This window comes from Neisseria sp. Marseille-Q1983 (genome assembly GCF_018224585.1).
Classification (GTDB): Bacteria; Pseudomonadota; Gammaproteobacteria; order Burkholderiales; family Neisseriaceae; genus Neisseria; species Neisseria polysaccharea.
Genome location: NZ_JAGTUI010000007.1, coordinates 1 through 18359, shown reverse-complemented (window position 1 = coordinate 18359; position 18359 = coordinate 1). Strand labels below are relative to the sequence as shown.

Here is an 18359-nt window from a genome sequence, read left to right as displayed (position 1 = left end):
AATGTAAGATTTTTGCCAACGTACCCTGCTTTTGTGTACACTTAAACTTTCTTGTCGGAGTGCCGCCGGGCGGCTGAGATTGCGAAAGCAGAATCCGTAGAACCTGTCGGGGTAATGCCTGCGTAGGAAACAAACCGTCAAATGCCTTATCAGGCTTCCGTTCCCTTTTCCGCACTTCCCCGCCCACCTTCCTTCTTTTTAAAGGACGTCATATGTCGGGCAATGCCTCCTCTCCTTCATCTTCCGCCGCCATCGGGCTGATTTGGTTCGGCGCGGCGGTCTCGATTGCCGAAATCAGCACGGGTACGCTGCTTGCCCCCTTGGGCTGGCAACGCGGTCTGGCGGCTCTACTTTTGGGTCATGCCGTCGGCGGCGCGCTGTTTTTTGCGGCGGCGTATATCGGCGCACTGACCGGACGCAGCTCGATGGAAAGCGTGCGCCTGTCGTTCGGTAAACGCGGTTCAGTGCTGTTTTCCGTGGCGAATATGCTGCAACTGGCCGGCTGGACGGCGGTGATGATTTACGCCGGCGCAACGGTCAGCTCCGCTTTGGGCAAAGTGTTGTGGGACGGCGAATCTTTTGTCTGGTGGGCATTGGCAAACGGCGCGCTGATTGTGCTGTGGCTGGTTTTCGGCGCACGCAAAACAGGCGGGCTGAAAACCGTTTCGATGCTGCTGATGCTGTTGGCGGTTCTGTGGCTGAGTGCCGAAGTCTTTTCCACGGCAGGCAGCACCGCCGCACAGGTTTCAGACGGCATGAGTTTCGGAACGGCAGTCGAGCTGTCCGCCGTGATGCCGCTTTCCTGGCTGCCGCTTGCCGCCGACTACACGCGCCACGCGCGCCGCCCGTTTGCGGCAACCCTGACGGCAACACTCGCCTACACGCTGACCGGCTGCTGGATGTATGCCTTGGGTTTGGCAGCGGCGTTGTTCACCGGAGAAACCGACGTGGCAAAAATCCTGCTGGGCGCAGGTTTGGGTGCGGCAGGCATTTTGTCGGTCGTCCTCTCCACCGTTACCACAACGTTTCTCGATGCCTATTCCGCCGGCGCGAGTGCGAACAACATTTCCGCGCGTTTTGCGGAAACACCCGTCGCTGTCGGCGTTACCCTGATCGGCACGGTGCTTGCCGTCATGCTGCCCGTTACCGAATATGAAAACTTCCTACTGCTTATCGGCTCGGTATTTGCGCCGATGGCGGCGGTTTTGATTGCCGACTTTTTCGTCTTGAAACGGCGTGAGGAGATTGAAAGCTTTGACTTTGCCGGACTGGTTCTGTGGCTGGCGGGCTTCATCCTCTACCGCTTCCTGCTCTCGTCCGGCTGGGAAAGCAGCATCGGTCTGACCGCCCCCGTAATGTCTGCCGTTGCCATTGCCACCGTACTGGTGCGCCTTTTCTTTAAAAAAACCCAATCTTTACAAAGGAACCCGTCATGACCCGTATCGCCATCCTCGGCGGCGGCCTCTCGGGAAGGCTGACCGCATTGCAGCTTGCAGAACAAGGTTATCGGATTGAACTTTTCGACAAAGGCAGCCGCTGGGGCGAACACGCCGCCGCCTATGTTGCCGCCGCGATGCTCGCGCCTGCGGCGGAAGCGGTCGAAGCCACGCCTGAAGTGGTCAGGCTGGGCAGGCAGAGCATTCCGCTTTGGCGCGGCATCCGATGCCGTCTGAACACGCACACGATGATGCAGGAAAACGGCAGCCTGATTGTGTGGCACGGGCAGGACAAACCTTTATCCAACGAGTTCGTCCGCCATCTCAAACGCGGCGGCGTGGCGGATGACGAAATCGTCCGTTGGCGTACCGACGACATCGCCAAACGCGAACCGCAACTCGGCGGACGGTTTTCAGACGGCCTTTACCTGCCGACCGAAGGACAACTCGACGGGCGGCAAATATTGTCTGCACTTGCCGACGCTTTGGACGGGCTGAACGTCCCTTGCCATTGGGAACACGAATGCGCCCCCGAAGACCTGCAAGCCCAATACGACTGGTTGATCGACTGTCGCGGCTACGGCTCAAAAGCCGCGTGGAACCAAGCCCCCGAACACACCAGCACCTTGCGCGGCATACGCGGCGAAGTGGCGCGGGTTTACACGCCCGAAATCACGCTCAACCGCCCCGTGCGCCTGCTGCACCCACGTTATCCGCTCTACATCGCCCCGAAAGAAAACCACGTCTTCGTTATCGGCGCGACCCAAATCGAAAGCGAAAGCCAAGCCCCTGCCGGCGTGCGTTCAGGGTTGGAACTTTTGTCCGCACTCTATGCCGTCCACCCTGCCTTCGGCGAAGCCGACATTCTCGAAATCGCCACCGGCCTGCGCCCCACGCTCAACCACCACAACCCCGAAATCCGTTACAGCCGCACCCGCCGCCTGATTGAAATCAACGGTCTTTTCCGCCACGGTTTCATGATTTCCCCCGCTGTAACCGCCGCCGCCGTCAGATTGGCAGTGGTACTGTTTGACGGAAAAGACGCACCCGAACATGATGAAGAAAGCGGTTTGGCGTATATCCGAAGACAAGATTAAAGCCGTCTGAAAGGAACCCCATGACCTTCCCGCCCCTAAAATCCCCGCTCAAATTCTACGCCGTCGTTCCCACCGCCGATTGGGTGGAGCGCATGGTCGAAGCAGGTGCCGACACGGTGCAACTGCGCTGCAAGACCCTGCACGGCGATGAATTGAAACGCGAAATCGCCCGCTGCGTCGCCGCCTGTCAAGGCAGCCGTACGCAGCTTTTCATCAACGACCACTGGCGCGAGGCGATAGAAGCAGGCGCATACGGCGTGCATCTCGGACAAGAAGACATGGACACCGCCGACCTTGCCGCCATTGCCGCTGCCGGTTTGCGCTTGGGTTTGAGTACGCACTCCGTCGCCGAACTCGACCGCGCCCTGTCCGTACACCCTAGCTACGTCGCCAGCGGCGCGATTTTCCCAACCACGACCAAGCAAATGCCCACCGCCCCGCAAGGCTTGGACAAACTGCGCGAATATGTGAAACAGGCAGGCGGCACGCCCGTCGTCGCCATCGGCGGCATCGATTTGAACAATGCCCAAGCCGTACTCGCCACCGGCGTTTCCTCACTCGCCGCCGTCCGCGCCGTAACCGAAGCGGCAAATCCTGAAGCGGTGGTTAAAGCGTTTCAGGCTTTGTGGGATGGATAAAACCGAAAGAAGAAAATTCAATTGCCGTGTAGGCAAAACTTAGCCCGTTATCGCAAACATACTTAACTTTAAATGTGGCATATCATCAAATTCCGTCATTCCCGCGTAAGCGGGAATCCGCCTTAAAACTTGAGAAACCATCATTTGAAAAACAGTTTCCGAATTTCAAAAATGGATTCCCGCCTGCGCGGGAATGACGGCAACCGGCCGGTTGCGTATCAAAAAATAAAGTAATTCGGCTAGATATAGTGGATTAACAAAAATCAGGACAAGGCGACGAAGCCGCAGACAGTACAGATAGTACGGAACCGATTCACTCGGTGCTTCAGCACCTTAGAGAATCGTTCTCTTTGAGCTAAGGCGAGGCAACGCTGTACTGGTTTTTGTTAATCCACTATAAATACAGAAACATCGAGAAACCATGAACATCATCTTAAACGGCGGACCCGCCGAACTTCACGGCACAAGCGTTGCCGACCTCATCGCCCAAACCGCGCCGCAAAAGCCCTTTGCCGTGGCGGTCAACACCGTTTTCGTCCCCAAAGGCGCGTATGCGGAAACGGTTTTGAACGAAAACGACAAAATCGATATCGTCCGCCCCGTCGTCGGCGGCTGAATGCCGTCTGAAGCCCCAAAGGCACGCCGCCGGCTTTCAGACGGCATCGTATCCCAAACATATCAAGGAATTTTTATGCTCACCCTATACGGAGAAACTTTCCCCTCGCGGCTGCTGCTCGGCACGGCTGCCTACCCGACCCCTGAAATCCTCAAACAATCCGTCCGTATCGCCCAACCCGCGATGATTACCGTCTCATTGCGCCGCGCGGGAAGCGGCGGCGAGGCGCACGGTCAGGGGTTTTGGTCGCTGCTTCAAGAAACCGGCGTTCCCGTCCTGCCGAACACGGCAGGCTGCCAAAGCGTGCAGGAAGCGGTAACGACGGCGCAAATGGCGCGCGAAGTGTTTGAAACCGATTGGATAAAATTGGAACTCATCGGCGATGACGACACCTTGCAGCCGGATGTGTTCCAACTTGTCGAAGCGGCAGAAATCCTGATTAAAGACGGCTTCAAAGTGCTGCCTTATTGCACCGAAGACCTGATTGCCTGCCGCCGCCTGCTCGACGCAGGCTGTCAGGCGTTGATGCCGTGGGCGGCCCCGATCGGCACGGGTTTGGGCGCGGTTCACGCCTACGCGTTGAACGTCCTGCGCGAACGCCTGCCCTACACGCCGCTGATTATCGACGCGGGCTTGGGTTTGCCCTCACAGGCGGCACAAGTGATGGAATGGGGCTTTGACGGCGTGCTTTTGAACACCGCCGTTTCCCGCAGCGGCGATCCGGTCAATATGGCGCGCGCCTTCGCACTCGCCGTCGAATCCGGACGGCTGGCATTTGAAGCCGAACCGGTCGAGGCTCGCACCAAAGCGCAAGCCAGCACGCCGACAGTCGGACAACCGTTTTGGCATTCGGCGGAATATTGAAAAAGGCGGCAAAAATGCCGTCTGAAGGCTTCAGACGGCATCGCGGCTCAAAACGGCGGCAGCCTGAAACGGACAAACCGCCATTCCCCGGCATCACGGCTTTGTCATGAGGAACAGGGAAACCGGCCGGAAAACCTTGCCGCCCGTCCCGATGCCGCAACCAACGAAACACCCGGCCTCCACGGTGCGCAGGCTGCCGCGCAAGCCCCAAGTACGGCAACAGAAGAAGCGTTTTGTTGTTGTTTGAATACATTTAAAAATACCTAAAGCCATCCGTAAGCCTTCATCCGCAACGGTTTCACCGCTTTTGCATCCCCGAATCCACGCTCAAACACCCCCGAATGACAACCCTGTCCGCACCAAATCGGACAGATGTTCAAACAGAGGCACACTTATTCCCGGCAGGCGCGAAGCCCCCAGCTATGCCTGCCGACCCCGATTTGTCCGGCACAATGAAAGTTTGCCGACCCGAATCACAAACATCGGCGTATAGGTTAATTTGTTTATTTTTCATCGCATTACAAAAAATCCGCATTTATTTTTAAATTTTTATTGATAATTATTATTATTAGCGTATAATTAAAACCACTCGGAAGTCGTCAATTCCGAACCATTAAACACTGTATTCCCTCACAATTCACTTTCACACTTGGAGTCGGCATATACGAGACATACATTCCTTTTTATATATCAGATACTCAAAACCAAAAACGCCAAACCCACCTTTACGGTGGGTTTGGCGTTTTTGGTCTGCACTTATTTGCAAGACTTGAGGTTCAGTTTGCCGTATGGGGACGTGATTTTACGGATTTCGTCCGCATCGGCGGCATTCACGCCGGTAAACAAAACCGTCATACGCGACACGCTCAAAGAATCGTCCTGCCGGCCGGTTTCTGCAGCGCGTTCGACAATATGCGCCCCGCCGAATCCCGCGCCGGCAAGCCGGTTTTGCAGGGCTTGGGCGTTTTCCCTGCTGTTGCCGACACCCAAACTCAATGCGCCGTCAAACGGTATGGGGTTGAAACCTTTGGCAGACAGCTCCGCCGCCTGATTTTCGGCATCGGCTGAAACGGGCAGGACGACGCGGTAGGTTTTGCCGGCGGATTTGGCTTGGGCGGTGCGTTTTTCGACGCTTCTACTGGCGACGTGCGACCATTTGCCCAAAAGCCCTTTGATCCGGTGGTAGTCGTCTTCGTCCATCGTGAGGCTTGCCTGCGCGGCGCATAAGGCATCCGCCGCGCCGTTTTCGCGTTCCGCCTGCGCCTTTTCGGCGGCGAGTTTTTCGCGGCGGGCTTTTTCCTCGCGCTGTTTTTTCTCTTTGAGCTTTTTCTGCTCCGCTTCTTTCTTCAAGCGCAACTGCTCGGCCTGTTCTTCGGTCAGAATATCGCTTGCACCAAGCAGTACGCCTGTATCCGATTCAGATGCCGCCTGAACGGCAGAACCGGATGCCGGAATATTCCGAACAACCGGCATAGTTGGGGCAACTGGTTGAACCTGCAAATTGTTTGCGGCATTCTGTGCCTCCGGTATTTTGCCGGCCTGTTTCAGTGTCAGTTTGTAGCCTACCGTACCGCCGAATACGGCAATATTAATCGCAACCAAAAGGATAAATAACCATTTCATCTCTGTATTCCCTAAATATGTTCATCTTCCCCGCCTTCGGCGGCAATCAGGTTCAGCAGCCCGTGGATGACGAGGTTGTCCGCTACGCGCACGGTATTTTCCGCCAAAAATGCAGGCGGCAGGGCTTCGGCAACTTTCGCCGCGCCGCCGCCGGTCATCACGACATCGACAGGCTTGCCCGCCCCGATTTTTTCTTTCAAACGGCCGTGCATCATCATTATCGAGCCGCAAACCGCATCCATCATACCGCTGGCGATGGCGTTGCTTGTGGTGGTCGGGAAAGGATAACGCTTGCCGGCGGGGCGGTTGAGGTTGGCGGTTCGGACGGCGAGCGATTCTTTCATCAGGTGGAAGCCGGGCATAATGGTCCCGCCGAGGTAATGCCCGTCGCCGGTGAGCGCGTCAACCGTTACCGCCGTACCGCAACTGACGACGACGCAGGCGTTGCGGCTGAAACGGCGGCTGCCCAAGGCGTTGAACCAGCGGTCCGCGCCGTGTTCTTCGGGGTGGCGGTAGTGGTTGCGTATGCCCAAAGCCTGATGGGCGGAAGGCAGCCATTCGATGGGGCGGGCGATTTGTTCCTGAACCTGCGCTTTTTTAAGTTCTCCGCACACGGCGCAACCGACGATGCGGACATTTCCATCCGCCTTTTCCGCCCACTCCGCGCCCAAAGGCGACAAATCGCGGTACGGCGCGCTGCCGACGGTTGCAAACGTGCCGTTTTCCACCCAAGCCCACTTGAGCCGGCTGTTGCCGCCATCCAACAGCAGAAAACGTTCCGAATCCCGCCGCTTCGACACGGAAACCGGCCTGTCGTCGGGCCGCAGGCTGATTTCGCCGCTGACGACCGTCTGTTCGCCCTCTGCCGTTTCCAAGTGCAAAACGCCTTGTCCGTCCACGCCTTTAACCGTGCCTTCGAACACGGTTTCGCCGTCGCGCAACAGCAATACCGCCTTGCCATGGTCGCGGTTGGCAGCCTGATATTCCGCCACAAAAGGCGCAAATCCGTCCCGCGCATATTGCAACAACACCGCGTCCAGTTCCGCAAGCAATGTTTCCAGCAACACGGCGGCATCGGCATTTCCCCGCCGCGATGCCGTCTGAAACAGCGATTGCACGGAAGCGGCGTTTTCCACTTCCTTGGGCAGCACGAAATTGATGCCGATACCGACCACGGCAACCGTTTTGCCGCCCGTCCTGACCGTTTCAATCAGAATGCCGCCCAATTTGTCGCGTCCGACGACCAAATCGTTTGGCCACTTGATTTGCGTTTTCAAACCCAAACGCGACAAGGCGCGCCGGCACGCCACTGCCGCAACAGGCGACAGCGAACTCAACTCATACTGCGGCTGGTCAAACACCCAGCCAAAACTGAACATCAGACACTCGCCCAAACGGTGCGACCACTTCCGCCCCTGCCGCCCCCTGCCCTTACTTTGCAGGTGGGTCACACATATGGTTTTGTGCGCCTTGTCCGGCGCAATCCGCGCCAATTCCAGTATCTCGTCGTTGCTGGACGCGCACTCGTGCTTCAATGCCGTCTGAAAACCCGACCTCTCCCCCAACGCGCGCAAACCTTCGGCATCGAAAACCGCCAAGGGGCGCACCAGCCGCCAATAGCCGTCATGTTGGCGCAACAGCCCGCGTATGTGCGCCGGCATCTGCTGCCAAAAACCGTTGAGCTGCTGCGGCTTCATGTCCGCCACACGCGCCAGTTGCGAGACGTGTTGCGGCAAACCGTCGGCAAGCTCCGCCAACACCCGCCAGTGCGAAGGCTTCAAAACCGTCATTTTCCGCCCTCTGCCGCACGGATTTTTGCCAAAGTCTTCGTTGTCGAAGTCTGGTGCAGAAACGGAATTGAAAACACCTGACCGCCGCGCGCCAGCGTTTCCGCCGCGCCGACAATCTTATCCGCAGCCCAATCGCCGCCCTTGACCAACACCTCCGGCTTCACCGCCTCAATCAAAGCCGCCGGCGTATCCTCGTCAAACCAAGTAACCAAATCCACACTTTCCAACGCGGCGGCAACGGCGGCACGGTTCTCCAAAGGATTAATCGGGCGGTCGCCGCCCTTGCCCAAACGCCGCACCGAAGCATCGGTATTCAACGCCAGCACCAACGCCGCCCCTGCCGAACGCGCCTGCGCCAGATAAGTAACGTGCCCCCTGTGGAGGATGTCGAAACAGCCGTTGGTAAACACCAGCGGGCGCGGCAACAATGCCAAACGCGCCACCAACGCCTCGGGCGGACAGATTTTCGATTCAAAATCAGGGACAGACCAAGCGTCAACCATCAAAGCCTCCGACAAAAACCATAAAAGACAGAAAAACCCACATGATACAGAAGCATATGCGAAAGGCAAAGCCGAAGGCGCAAATGCCGTCTGAAGCGGTTTCCGTATGACCGGCCCAGCTTTCAGATGGCATACCGCCGCACCGGTACGACGGTGCGGACAGTACGTGCAAACGGAAAAAGACCCGTACCGAAAAGTACGGGCCTTTATCTGGGGTGGCTGATGGGGCTCGAACCCACGACAACCGGAATCACAATCCGGGGCTCTACCAACTGAGCTACAGCCACCATAAAAACGGTTTTCAATCAAATTCTTGGCACGCCCGACAGGAATCGAACCTGTAACCCCCGACTTAGAAGGTCGGTGCTCTATCCGGTTGAGCTACGGGCGCTCATGCCGATTCGTGCTGATTGATTGGTCGGGGCGGTGGGATTCGAACTCACGACCCTCTGCTCCCAAAGCAGATGCGCTAACCGGGCTGCGCTACGCCCCGACTTGAAGAAGCGAACTATACAGTTCAGGGAAAGATGCGTCAACATTTATTTTCAAAACACCAAGATGAAAAATATAGTTTTTTGATTTGAAAAAATATTTAATCCGTCCAAACAGCCGTATTTTATTTCAGGACAAATTTATTTTCGGCATCCTGCTGTAAAAACAAACGGAAAATGCGATAATTTTCAGCATTTTCTACCTGTTTAACAAAAGGACGGATATGTCGGCACAACTGATCAACGGTAAAGAAGTTTCGCAAAAACGCCTGCAGGCGGTTGCCGAAGCGGTGGCGCAACGCCAACAGGACAATCTGCACACGCCTTGCCTGGCCGTGGTTTTGGTCGGAGGCGACCCTGCCAGCGCGGTTTATGTGCGCAACAAGAAAACAGCCTGCCAAAAATGCGGCATCAAGTCGCTGTCTTACGAACTGCCCGAATCAACATCGCAGGAAGAACTGCTGGCATTGGTCGACCGCCTGAATGCCGATTCCGAAGTGGACGGTATTCTGGTTCAGCTTCCACTGCCGAAGCACCTCGACAGCCAGGCAGTCTTGGAACGTATTTCGCCGGATAAGGACGTGGACGGCTTCCATCCTTACAATGTCGGCAGGCTGGCGGTCAAAATGCCGCTGATGCGCCCGTGTACGCCCAAGGGCGTGATGACGCTTTTGGAGGCTTACGGCATTGATCCGAAGGGGAAAAAAGCGGTCGTGGTCGGCGCATCGAATATTGTCGGCCGCCCGCAGGCTTTGGAACTGCTGCTGGCGCGCGCAACGGTAACGGTCTGCCACAGCGCGACCGAAAATCTGGCAGACGAGGTTGCCGGGGCCGATATTTTGGTGGTCGGCGTGGGGATTCCGAACTTTGTCAAAGGCGAATGGATCAAACCCGGCGCGGTCGTTATCGATGTAGGCATCAACCGTTTGGACGACGGCAGCCTGTGCGGCGACGTGGAATTTGAAACGGCAAAAGAACGGGCGGCGATGATTACGCCCGTTCCCGGCGGTGTGGGCCCGATGACGATCGCCACATTGATGGAAAACACCCTGCACGCGGCTTCGCTGCACGATGCTTGAGCGGTTCTGAAGATAAAAATGCCGTCTGAAAGGCTTTCAGACGGCATTTTGCCGTGTCCGTTTATTTGGGCAGCTTGACGACAACCGTATCCGCCAGTATGTCGTAAAGCGTGCGGCGGTCGCGTTTGACCATAAAGAGCAGGACAAAGTTGGCAAGAAATGCCAGTAGGTTGATAGCGTTTTCTCCGTTGTCACCTACTGCAAGACCGATAACGGCGGCAATAATGGCAACCAAAACCGACCATGCGATTTCGCGTACCAAAACCGTACCGACAAAACCCGGATTGCGGCCGTCGGTTTTCAACACCCTGATTCTCATGATTTTCTTACCCAATGACTGCCCGTCCCTGCTCATATAGTAGATTTGGATGACGGTGTACGCCAAAATGCCCGCCAGTCCGACCCAAAAGGAAGTTGTGCCCAAAAGCAGTCCGACTATTTCCTCACTGCCGACGATTCTGCCTTCATTCTTGACGGCGAAGGCAATCAGTCCGGCAAACGGCACCAGCAGAATCAAAAAGGTAAACAATTGGTTCAGCAGCGCGGCAAGTATCCGGTCGCCTGCGCCGGCAATTCCGACTTCAATTTCCTGCCCGTTGCGGTTGTCGGATGCAGCGTCGGTGTAGTCGTTTTTTTCTTCCATATCCGTTCCTGATAATTGTTCTTAAACAGATGGCATTCTACCGCCCTGCTGCCGCAAACGCCAATCCCAAAAAGAAAATTCGATAAAGAACTTTACATTTTCCCAATACGGCGTTAAAACGCTTCCTTTACGCCATACATAATTTTATTAACGATTTTTCCTCAAGGAGCAACACAATGAAAGTAGGTTTCGTCGGCTGGCGCGGTATGGTCGGTTCGGTTTTGATGCAGCGTATGAAAGAAGAAAACGACTTCGCCCACATTCCCGAAGCGTTTTTCTTTACCACTTCCAACGTCGGCGGCGCAGCCCCTGATTTCGGTCAGGCGGCTAAAACGTTATTGGACGCGAACAACGTTGCCGAACTGGCAAAAATGGACATCATCGTTACCTGCCAAGGCGGCGATTACACCAAATCCGTCTTCCAACCCCTGCGCGACAGTGGCTGGAACGGCTACTGGATTGACGCGGCATCCTCGCTGCGTATGAAAGACGACGCGATTATCGTCCTCGACCCCGTCAACCGCAACGTCATCGACAACGGTTTGAAAAACGGCGTGAAAAACTACATCGGCGGCAACTGTACCGTTTCCCTGATGCTGATGGCGCTGGGCGGCCTGTTCCAAAACGATTTGGTCGAATGGGCGACCAGCATGACCTACCAAGCCGCTTCCGGCGCGGGCGCGAAAAATATGCGCGAACTCATCAGCGGCATGGGCGCGATTCACGCCCAAGTGGCGGACGAGCTTGCCGATCCTTCCAGCGCGATTCTCGACATCGACCGCAAAGTGTCCGATTTCCTGCGCAGCGAAGACTATCCGAAAGCCAACTTCGGCGTACCGCTCGCCGGCAGCCTGATTCCGTGGATTGACGTGGACTTGGGCAACGGCCAGTCCAAAGAAGAATGGAAAGGCGGCGTGGAGACCAACAAAATCCTCGGCCGCAGCGGCAATCCGACCGTAATCGACGGCTTGTGCGTCCGCATCGGCTCTATGCGCTGCCACAGCCAAGCCCTCACCCTGAAGCTGAAGAAAGACCTGCCTGTTTCCGAAATCGAAACGATTTTGGCAGGCGCGAATGACTGGGTGAAAGTCATCCCCAACGAAAAAGAAGCCAGCATCCACGAGCTGACTCCTGCCAAAGTTACCGGCACGCTGTCCGTCCCTGTCGGACGCATCCGCAAACTGGGCATGGGCGGCGAATACATCAGCGCGTTCACCGTCGGCGACCAACTTTTGTGGGGCGCGGCCGAACCTCTGCGCCGCGTGTTGCGCATCGTGTTGGGCAGCCTGTAAGCCCTGTTTGAATGGAAATGCCGTCTGAATCCTGTTTCAGACGGCATTTTCCTTGCAACCCCAATTGGACGAAATCCCGATAAAGCAAGCGTTCACGCCAGCAACATTTCCTGCATCAGCTTCATACCCCACTGCCAGCCGCCGAGCATACCGTTCAAACTGCCCGAATGCGGGGAAACCAACAGGCGCGCGTTCCACGTATCCGCCTGTTTTTGCGCCCAATCTCGCGGCACACCCCCGTGTTCGGACACCACCAATGCGGCACGGCAAGGACAGCGGACGCGCCGGAAGGTGTGTTCCGCATCATCGGAGAAAATATTGGGACGCTGCGGTACAAGGATGATGTTGGCAATTTTCTTCCGTGTCAGGATGTCTGCCCGATACAGCCACGCCAAGAATGCGGCCGCACCCGCTCCGTGTGCGACAACGGCGATATGCCTGCCCTGTATCCGTTCGAATGCCGTCTGAAGCCCTGCCTGCCATTCCCCTATGCTTTGACCGGCCGATGCTTCGGACATCTGCACGACGGGATAACTGACCGCCCAACGGTCTATCCACATCTGATCCTCTCCGGCATCGCGTATCAGCCAAAGCGTCAAATCTTCGAGTTCAAAACCCTGCATACCGCCCCGCCTATTTCAGCAGGTCCCGAAGGGTAAAGGCGATGAGCAGCGAAGCGGGTACGCTCAATATGGCGCAGACGGTCAGGCAGACAAAAATATTCACCACCCGCCGCCAGCCTTTCCAACCCAAACATTTGGACGCAATCAGCAGGCAGGGCAGACAAATCAGCAGCCACACCAACGCCCATATCGGGTTTGCCTTGGTCGGCGCAAGCCAGCCCTGCATCCGCGCCAGCATAAATATCGCCCACACCAACATGGGCAGGATAAACGCAGCGACGACCCATGCCGCGCCGATGCCGGTTTTTCCGTCCACATTCCAATCATATTTACCCAAAACTTTATTCGGCAGCATAGTCATACTCCACGACCAGCGGCGCATGGTCGGAAAATTTTTCGTCTTTATAAACGTGTGCGGACACGGCTTTGGCGGCAAGTTCGGGCGTAACCATCTGATAATCGATGCGCCACCCGACATCTTTCGCATACGCCTGCCCACGGTTGCTCCACCACGTGTAGCCCGGCACATCGGGATAAAGCGTGCGCCACATATCCGTCCAGCCCAGCGTATGGATGACTTTGCCTATCCACTCGCGCTCTTCGGGCAGGAAGCCCGAATTTTTCTGATTGCCTTTCCAGTTTTTCAGGTCGATGTTTTGGTGGGCGATGTTCCAGTCGCCGCAGACGACAATGTCGCGCCCTTCGTTTTTCATCGCTTCGAGCATAGGGTAAAACGCATCGAGGAAACGGTATTTCACCTGCTGGCGTTCTTCTGCGCTGCTGCCGCTGGGCAAATAAAGCGAAATAACGCTCAACCTGCCGAAATCGCAACGCACAAACCGCCCTTCCCTGTCGAATTCTTCAATGCCCATACCGATTTGCACATTGTCGGGTTTGCGTTTGCTGTACACCGCCACGCCGCTGTAACCACGCTTCTCGGCACAATGCCAATAGCCGTGCATCCCGTGCGGATTTTTCATATCGGCAGACAAATCTGCTTCCTGCGCTTTGAGTTCCTGCACGCAGACAATGTCCGCGCCCGATGCGGCGATGTATTCGTAAAATCCCTTTTTATAAGCGGAGCGGATGCCGTTGACGTTGGCGGAAATGATTTTAAGCATAATAAAAATAAGTTCTCACAATGTTCCCATACACAAAGCGGCACCCGGTGCGCCGCCCGGCATTTCCCATTCGGCCCTGCCTGCTGAAAACGGCGGGGCTTCAAGCGGGAAATGCCGTCTGAAAACGGAAAAAGGGCAAAAGGCGGTACTTTTCACAAAAACACCTCTTATCTTATTCTCCATAATCTAGTAATTTATTTAATAAGTCATCCAATTCTTTATCGTTTAATCCAATTTCATAGAGTACTCTATGCAAACTATAAATCCATCTATTAAAATTATTTTGCTTATTATTGATAATATTAGATATTTTTTTTATTTCCAGAAAGTCTTCCGGGTTAAATCCAAGATCTTTTAATCTGATTTTAATATTATTAATAACATCTTCCATGTTTATTACTTTTGCCCTTTCCGATACAGTTCAACCGCGCCGCCAAGTCGTGCCGCCGGCGTTGTCTTCCAAAATGATTTTGTGTTCGTTCAGAAGGTCGCGGATGCGGTCAGATTCCACCCAGTTTTTATCCGCGCGCGCCTGTTTGCGGCGGGCGATTAAGTCTTCGATTTCTTCGTTGGAGAGGCCGTCTGAAACCGCGCCGCCTTGCAGGAACTCAATCGGATCGCGTTGCAGCAAGCCGATGATGCCGCCCAAGGCTTTCAGGCAGCCGGCAAGGTGCGCATCATTGGTTTTGTTCACTTCTCCTGCCAGTTCGAACAGCACGGCAACGGCTTCAACCGTGCCGAAATCGTCATTCATGGCGGCGTAGAAGCGGCGGGTGTAGTCGTTGGCATTTTCGGACAAATCAAACGCGGCGGCAGGCGTGTTTTTCAAGGTGGTGTATAGACGGGTCAACGCGCCTTTCGCGTCGTCCAAATGCGCGTCGGAATAGTTCAACGGGCTGCGGTAGTGGGCGCGCAGGATGAAGAAACGCACAACTTCAGGGTCGTATTGTTTCAATACTTCGCGGATGGTGAAGAAGTTGCCCAGCGATTTCGACATTTTTTCGCCATCCACGCGGATGAAGCCGTTGTGCAGCCAGTATTTGACGTGGCTGGCGATGCTTTGCCCGTGGTGGGTTTGCGCGTGGTCGTGGCCGCAGGTATGCCCCGTCGCGCCGACGCTTTGGGCGATTTCGTTTTCGTGGTGCGGGAACTGCAAATCCGCGCCGCCGCCGTGAATATCGAAAGTATCGCCGAACAGGTTTTCACTCATCGCGGAACATTCGATGTGCCAACCCGGCCGGCCCCTGCCCCACGGGCTTTCCCACGCCGGTTCGCCTGCTTTGGCGGCTTTCCACAACACAAAATCCAGCGGATCGCGTTTGAAACCGTCCACTTCCACGCGCTCGCCCGCGCGCAGGTCGTCCAGCGATTTGCCCGATAATTGTCCGTAAGCGGCAAACTCGCGCACGGCGTAGTAAACGTCGCCGTTGGCGGCAGGATAAGCCTTGCCGTTTTGAATCAGGGTTTCAATCATGGCAATCATTTGCGGAATGTTTTCCGTTGCCTTCGGTTCGATGTCCGGACGCAACACGCCCAAAGCATCGGCATCTTCGTGCATCGCCTGAATGAAACGCGCGGTCAGTTCGCCAATGGTCTCGCCGTTTTCAGCCGCGCGGGCAATGATTTTGTCGTCGATGTCGGTGATGTTGCGCACATAAGTGAGCGGATAGCCGCACTCGCGCAACCAGCGGGCAATCATGTCGAACACAACCATCACGCGGGCGTGTCCCAAATGGCAGTAATCGTAAACGGTCATACCGCAGACATACATACGCACGTTTTCAGGGTCGATGGGGGAAAAGGGTTCTTTTTGACGGGTTAGGGTGTTGTAGAGGGTAGTCATATTTATCAAGTAAGTTTAGAAATGGGTAACAGTAATGTCATATCCGCGATTTTGGGCGAAATCTAAAAATTCATTGGCTTCATTAACGGCAGGAAATTCACGCATAATTTCAGTTTTAATATTTTCCAACAACGCTTCTGCAATCGGATATTGGCCTCTCAATGCTTTTTCGTACCAACTTATCAAATCATCCTCAGTTACGATGTTTTGAATCCGGCTTTTCCAGCCTATTTGCGTCAGTAATGAAACAATCACCGATTGTTCAGCCTTTTTGCAGACAATGACAATTCTATCTGCGCTAATGGAGGATACAATATCTTCTGCCAACTCTTCGTCTAAAGAGAGATGTTTGACCTGTATGGCCAATCCGAAGTCAGACCACATATCCAACCCTCTATCGGCAGCATTGGTTACGCCTACACGATGGATTTTTGCAGGAAGTTTTAAATGCCCATTTTTCGGCATAGTGATGATTTTTTCGGCAAAATCTTGATATTCCTCCCATAAAAACAGGTTTTCCTTAGGAAAATCAATTGAAACCGTTATGCCTAATTCTGAAACCAATGCATCAAACAACGCATAAACAACGATTTCATATATCTTGTCTATACTTCTTTTCAATCCCGGCTCGAGCCAAAATAAATTTAGAAATTCAGACAGTTGGAAAGAGTATCTGTCTGTATTGCCGACATAAGCCAATGCTTCGCTCATTTGGGAAAAACGATTGAAAAACTGTTTATAAATGTACGATTCTACCCCGCCGTCCGACTGTCTGTTTAATGTTCCCAATACCGCTAGTTTTTCAGGCGGCATTGCATTTTTTTCAAACAGATTATCTTGGAATTTTGCCGATGAAGTAGAAATCCGCCCTAAAAACCGACGGCAGATTTCATCCCTCCAGCGTTTAGATTGGTTGCGGTAAGTATCTAAATTTAAAAAATCCAACTGTTTTATACAACGGTCATGATATAAAATTTCTGCAATTTGAATGGGGTTATAAAGGTGGATACGGGATTTTTTGATAATGCCGTCCAATGCTTCTTTGGCTTGTTGTTCTTCAAACGTCATCCTGCCTCCAATAAATCCAATTGCCCTTTTTGTTCGACCTTGCCGGAAAGAGAAGCGAGCATATTTTCCGCGATGGCTTCTATTACAGGGACGGATACAGAATTTCCGGCGACTTTCCTGACTTGCGAGTAGGGGATATTGATTTCAAAATCATCGGGAAAACCTTGTAATCTTAACATTTCCCTTCCTGTTAGCCTTCTTACTCCGTTCACCACTAAATAATTGTAACTCCCCCCGGCCCTTAAGGCACAGGAATATGGAAGTGCGGAAACATTCCCGCCAATATTTTCATGCCAAATTGATGGGGTGGGCGGGGCTTTTTTTAAGGCTGCCAAACGTTTTTGTTTCAAGGCATCTGATAAAAAATAGTTTGGTTCAACATCTCGGTCGTTTTCCAACAGTTCGCCCAATGGCCGATATTGGTTTATGGGTTCAGGAAAGTAAAAAGGGATGCCGTCTGAAAAACCCACAATATAAATTCTCTCGCGTTTTTGCGGCAATCCGAAATCCAAAGTATTTAAAACCTTAAAATAAACCGTATAACCAAGCTGTTTAAGGGTTTCTAAAATAATACGGAAAGTCCTGCCCGAATCGTGCGTAGTCAGCCGCTTAACGTTTTCCAGAAGAAAAGCCTTCGGCTGTTTGGTTTTCAGGATTTCGGCAATATTGAAAAACAATGTTCCGCGCGTATCTTCAAATCCCAATCCCTTACCTGCGATACTGAAAGGTTGGCACGGAAATCCCGCAAGCAGAATATCATGATCGGGAATATCTGAAGGATCGATGCCGTTAATATCGCCAAAAGGTTTTTCTCCAAAGTTTGCTTCATACATTTGTCGGGCATATTTGTCCCATTCCGATGAGAATACATTGGTGCACCCGTATTTTTCAAAGCCTAGGCGTATTCCGCCAATGCCTGAAAATAAATCTATTGTTTTATACATAGCACATCTCTGCAGAATGAGCCGCCTGAAAACTTTCAGACGGCATTGTCCTTTTACTCCGGCTTAAACACGCCCGTATCCGTTTTAGGCTGCTGTTCGATAATTTCAACATTTGCCGCCGCTTTCTCCGCTTCGGCTTTTTCGGCTTCCAAGCGTTTTTTCTCGGTCAGGTATTGGTTGATTTGGTGTACCAATTCCTGCGTGCCTTGGTGGGTCAGTGCGCTGATTTGGAAGAGGCGCGGGGTTTCCATGTCGAATTGGAAGCGGTCATCGGGTTTCGGGTAGTCCCAGCCGATGGCTTCGAGGAAGGCGACGGTACGTGCTTGGGCTTCTTCTTCGTCGAGCATATCGAGTTTGTTCAGCACCAGCCAACGCGGTTTGCCGTAGAGTTCTTCGTCGTATTTGCGCAATTCGTTGATGATGGCGAGGGCTTCTTCGGCGGGGTTGACGGTTTCGTCGAACGGGGCCAAATCGACAACGTGCAACAATAATCCTGTGCGCGACAGGTGTTTGAGGAAGCGGTGTCCCAAGCCTGCGCCTTCTGCCGCGCCTTCAATCAGGCCGGGGATGTCGGCCATCACGAAACTGTGGTTTTCGTCGATGCGTACCACGCCCAAGTTCGGATGCAGGGTGGTGAAGGGGTAGTTGGCGATTTTGGGGCGTGCGGCGGATACGGCGGTAATCAGGG

The 18359-nt window shown here is 54.1% G+C and carries 20 protein-coding genes, 3 tRNA genes and 1 riboswitch; of the genes, 7 read left to right on the top strand and 16 right to left on the bottom strand.

Annotated elements, in window-relative coordinates:
- The first annotated feature begins 45 nt into the window (after window positions 1-45).
- A riboswitch (TPP riboswitch) is annotated at window positions 46-146 on the top strand.
- Between the two features lie 66 nt (window positions 147-212).
- From cytX to KEM39_RS02615, 5 genes are all read left to right on the top strand, one after another.
- Window positions 213-1436: a putative hydroxymethylpyrimidine transporter CytX gene (gene cytX / locus KEM39_RS02635; RefSeq protein ID WP_118997411.1), complete on the top strand. Its 1224-nt coding sequence runs from the start codon at window positions 213-215 to the stop codon at window positions 1434-1436.
- Window positions 1433-2533: an FAD-dependent oxidoreductase gene (locus tag KEM39_RS02630; RefSeq protein WP_211709563.1), complete on the top strand. Its 1101-nt coding sequence runs from the start codon at window positions 1433-1435 to the stop codon at window positions 2531-2533. Before cytX ends, KEM39_RS02630 begins: the two co-directional genes overlap by 4 nt.
- Window positions 2534-2553: 20 nt before the next feature.
- The gene (thiE, locus tag KEM39_RS02625; RefSeq protein ID WP_118997409.1) at window positions 2554-3171 is read left to right on the top strand and encodes a thiamine phosphate synthase; all 618 of its coding nucleotides are present in this window, start codon (window positions 2554-2556) and stop codon (window positions 3169-3171) included.
- 421 nt (window positions 3172-3592) lie between these two features.
- Window positions 3593-3787 (top strand): sulfur carrier protein ThiS, encoded by a 195-nt coding sequence (gene thiS, locus KEM39_RS02620; protein ID WP_002218199.1) that lies wholly within the window; start codon window positions 3593-3595, stop codon window positions 3785-3787.
- Window positions 3788-3862: 75 nt separating this feature from the next.
- The gene (locus tag KEM39_RS02615) at window positions 3863-4651 is read left to right on the top strand and encodes a thiazole synthase (protein ID WP_025457470.1); all 789 of its coding nucleotides are present in this window, start codon (window positions 3863-3865) and stop codon (window positions 4649-4651) included.
- Window positions 4652-4744: 93 nt separating this feature from the next.
- Here KEM39_RS02615 and KEM39_RS11470 read toward each other — a convergent pair whose 3' ends face one another.
- From KEM39_RS11470 to KEM39_RS02580, 7 genes are all read right to left on the bottom strand, one after another.
- On the bottom strand, window positions 4745-4924 hold the full coding sequence (locus KEM39_RS11470) for a hypothetical protein (RefSeq protein WP_240002733.1): 180 nt from the start codon (window positions 4922-4924) through the stop codon (window positions 4745-4747).
- Between the two features lie 483 nt (window positions 4925-5407).
- On the bottom strand, window positions 5408-6274 hold the full coding sequence (locus tag KEM39_RS02605; RefSeq protein WP_118997407.1) for an SPOR domain-containing protein: 867 nt from the start codon (window positions 6272-6274) through the stop codon (window positions 5408-5410).
- 11 nt (window positions 6275-6285) lie between these two features.
- The gene (locus KEM39_RS02600) at window positions 6286-8064 is read right to left on the bottom strand and encodes a bifunctional biotin--[acetyl-CoA-carboxylase] ligase/type III pantothenate kinase (protein WP_211709562.1); all 1779 of its coding nucleotides are present in this window, start codon (window positions 8062-8064) and stop codon (window positions 6286-6288) included.
- Window positions 8061-8567, bottom strand: a complete 507-nt coding sequence (gene rfaE2 / locus KEM39_RS02595; protein WP_118997405.1) for a D-glycero-beta-D-manno-heptose 1-phosphate adenylyltransferase — start codon at window positions 8565-8567, stop codon at window positions 8061-8063. Before rfaE2 ends, KEM39_RS02600 begins: the two co-directional genes overlap by 4 nt.
- Before the next feature lie 211 nt (window positions 8568-8778).
- A tRNA-His gene (locus KEM39_RS02590) sits at window positions 8779-8854 on the bottom strand.
- A 27-nt stretch (window positions 8855-8881) separates the two neighbouring features.
- Window positions 8882-8958 (bottom strand) — tRNA-Arg (locus tag KEM39_RS02585).
- Window positions 8959-8982: 24 nt separating this feature from the next.
- Window positions 8983-9060: transfer RNA gene (locus tag KEM39_RS02580), tRNA-Pro, on the bottom strand.
- A 222-nt stretch (window positions 9061-9282) separates the two neighbouring features.
- Here KEM39_RS02580 and folD point away from each other — a divergent pair.
- Window positions 9283-10137 carry a bifunctional methylenetetrahydrofolate dehydrogenase/methenyltetrahydrofolate cyclohydrolase FolD gene (gene folD, locus KEM39_RS02575; protein WP_002223192.1) on the top strand — a complete coding sequence of 285 codons (855 nt, stop codon included), beginning with the start codon at window positions 9283-9285 and terminating at the stop codon, window positions 10135-10137.
- Window positions 10138-10198: 61 nt separating this feature from the next.
- Here folD and KEM39_RS02570 read toward each other — a convergent pair whose 3' ends face one another.
- Window positions 10199-10780, bottom strand: a complete 582-nt coding sequence (locus KEM39_RS02570) for an RDD family protein (RefSeq protein ID WP_013448315.1) — start codon at window positions 10778-10780, stop codon at window positions 10199-10201.
- A gap of 176 nt (window positions 10781-10956) precedes the next feature.
- On the opposite strand from KEM39_RS02570, the gene asd reads away from it, so the two are divergent.
- Window positions 10957-12072: an aspartate-semialdehyde dehydrogenase gene (asd, locus tag KEM39_RS02565; RefSeq protein ID WP_118997404.1), complete on the top strand. Its 1116-nt coding sequence runs from the start codon at window positions 10957-10959 to the stop codon at window positions 12070-12072.
- Between the two features lie 92 nt (window positions 12073-12164).
- Here the strand turns inward: asd and KEM39_RS02560 are convergent, their stop codons facing one another.
- The 8 genes from KEM39_RS02560 to KEM39_RS02525 form a co-directional block, all read right to left on the bottom strand.
- Window positions 12165-12695: an alpha/beta hydrolase gene (locus KEM39_RS02560; protein ID WP_211709560.1), complete on the bottom strand. Its 531-nt coding sequence runs from the start codon at window positions 12693-12695 to the stop codon at window positions 12165-12167.
- 10 nt (window positions 12696-12705) lie between these two features.
- Complete coding sequence (locus KEM39_RS02555) at window positions 12706-13050, bottom strand: hypothetical protein (RefSeq protein ID WP_211709559.1); 345 nt, start codon at window positions 13048-13050, stop codon at window positions 12706-12708.
- Window positions 13037-13816, bottom strand: a complete 780-nt coding sequence (locus KEM39_RS02550) for an exodeoxyribonuclease III (protein ID WP_107863706.1) — start codon at window positions 13814-13816, stop codon at window positions 13037-13039. Before KEM39_RS02550 ends, KEM39_RS02555 begins: the two co-directional genes overlap by 14 nt.
- Window positions 13817-13988: 172 nt before the next feature.
- Complete coding sequence (locus KEM39_RS02545) at window positions 13989-14207, bottom strand: hypothetical protein (protein ID WP_211709557.1); 219 nt, start codon at window positions 14205-14207, stop codon at window positions 13989-13991.
- 30 nt (window positions 14208-14237) lie between these two features.
- Window positions 14238-15659 (bottom strand): cysteine--tRNA ligase, encoded by a 1422-nt coding sequence (gene cysS / locus KEM39_RS02540; protein ID WP_211709555.1) that lies wholly within the window; start codon window positions 15657-15659, stop codon window positions 14238-14240.
- Between the two features lie 15 nt (window positions 15660-15674).
- Complete coding sequence (locus tag KEM39_RS02535) at window positions 15675-16727, bottom strand: HaeII family restriction endonuclease (RefSeq protein WP_211709554.1); 1053 nt, start codon at window positions 16725-16727, stop codon at window positions 15675-15677.
- On the bottom strand, window positions 16724-17671 hold the full coding sequence (locus KEM39_RS02530; RefSeq protein WP_118997398.1) for a DNA cytosine methyltransferase: 948 nt from the start codon (window positions 17669-17671) through the stop codon (window positions 16724-16726). The genes KEM39_RS02535 and KEM39_RS02530 overlap by 4 nt, the downstream gene beginning before the upstream one ends.
- A gap of 53 nt (window positions 17672-17724) precedes the next feature.
- Window positions 17725-18359: GTPase (locus KEM39_RS02525; RefSeq protein ID WP_211709553.1), on the bottom strand; the 635-nt coding region annotated here is incomplete at its 5' end.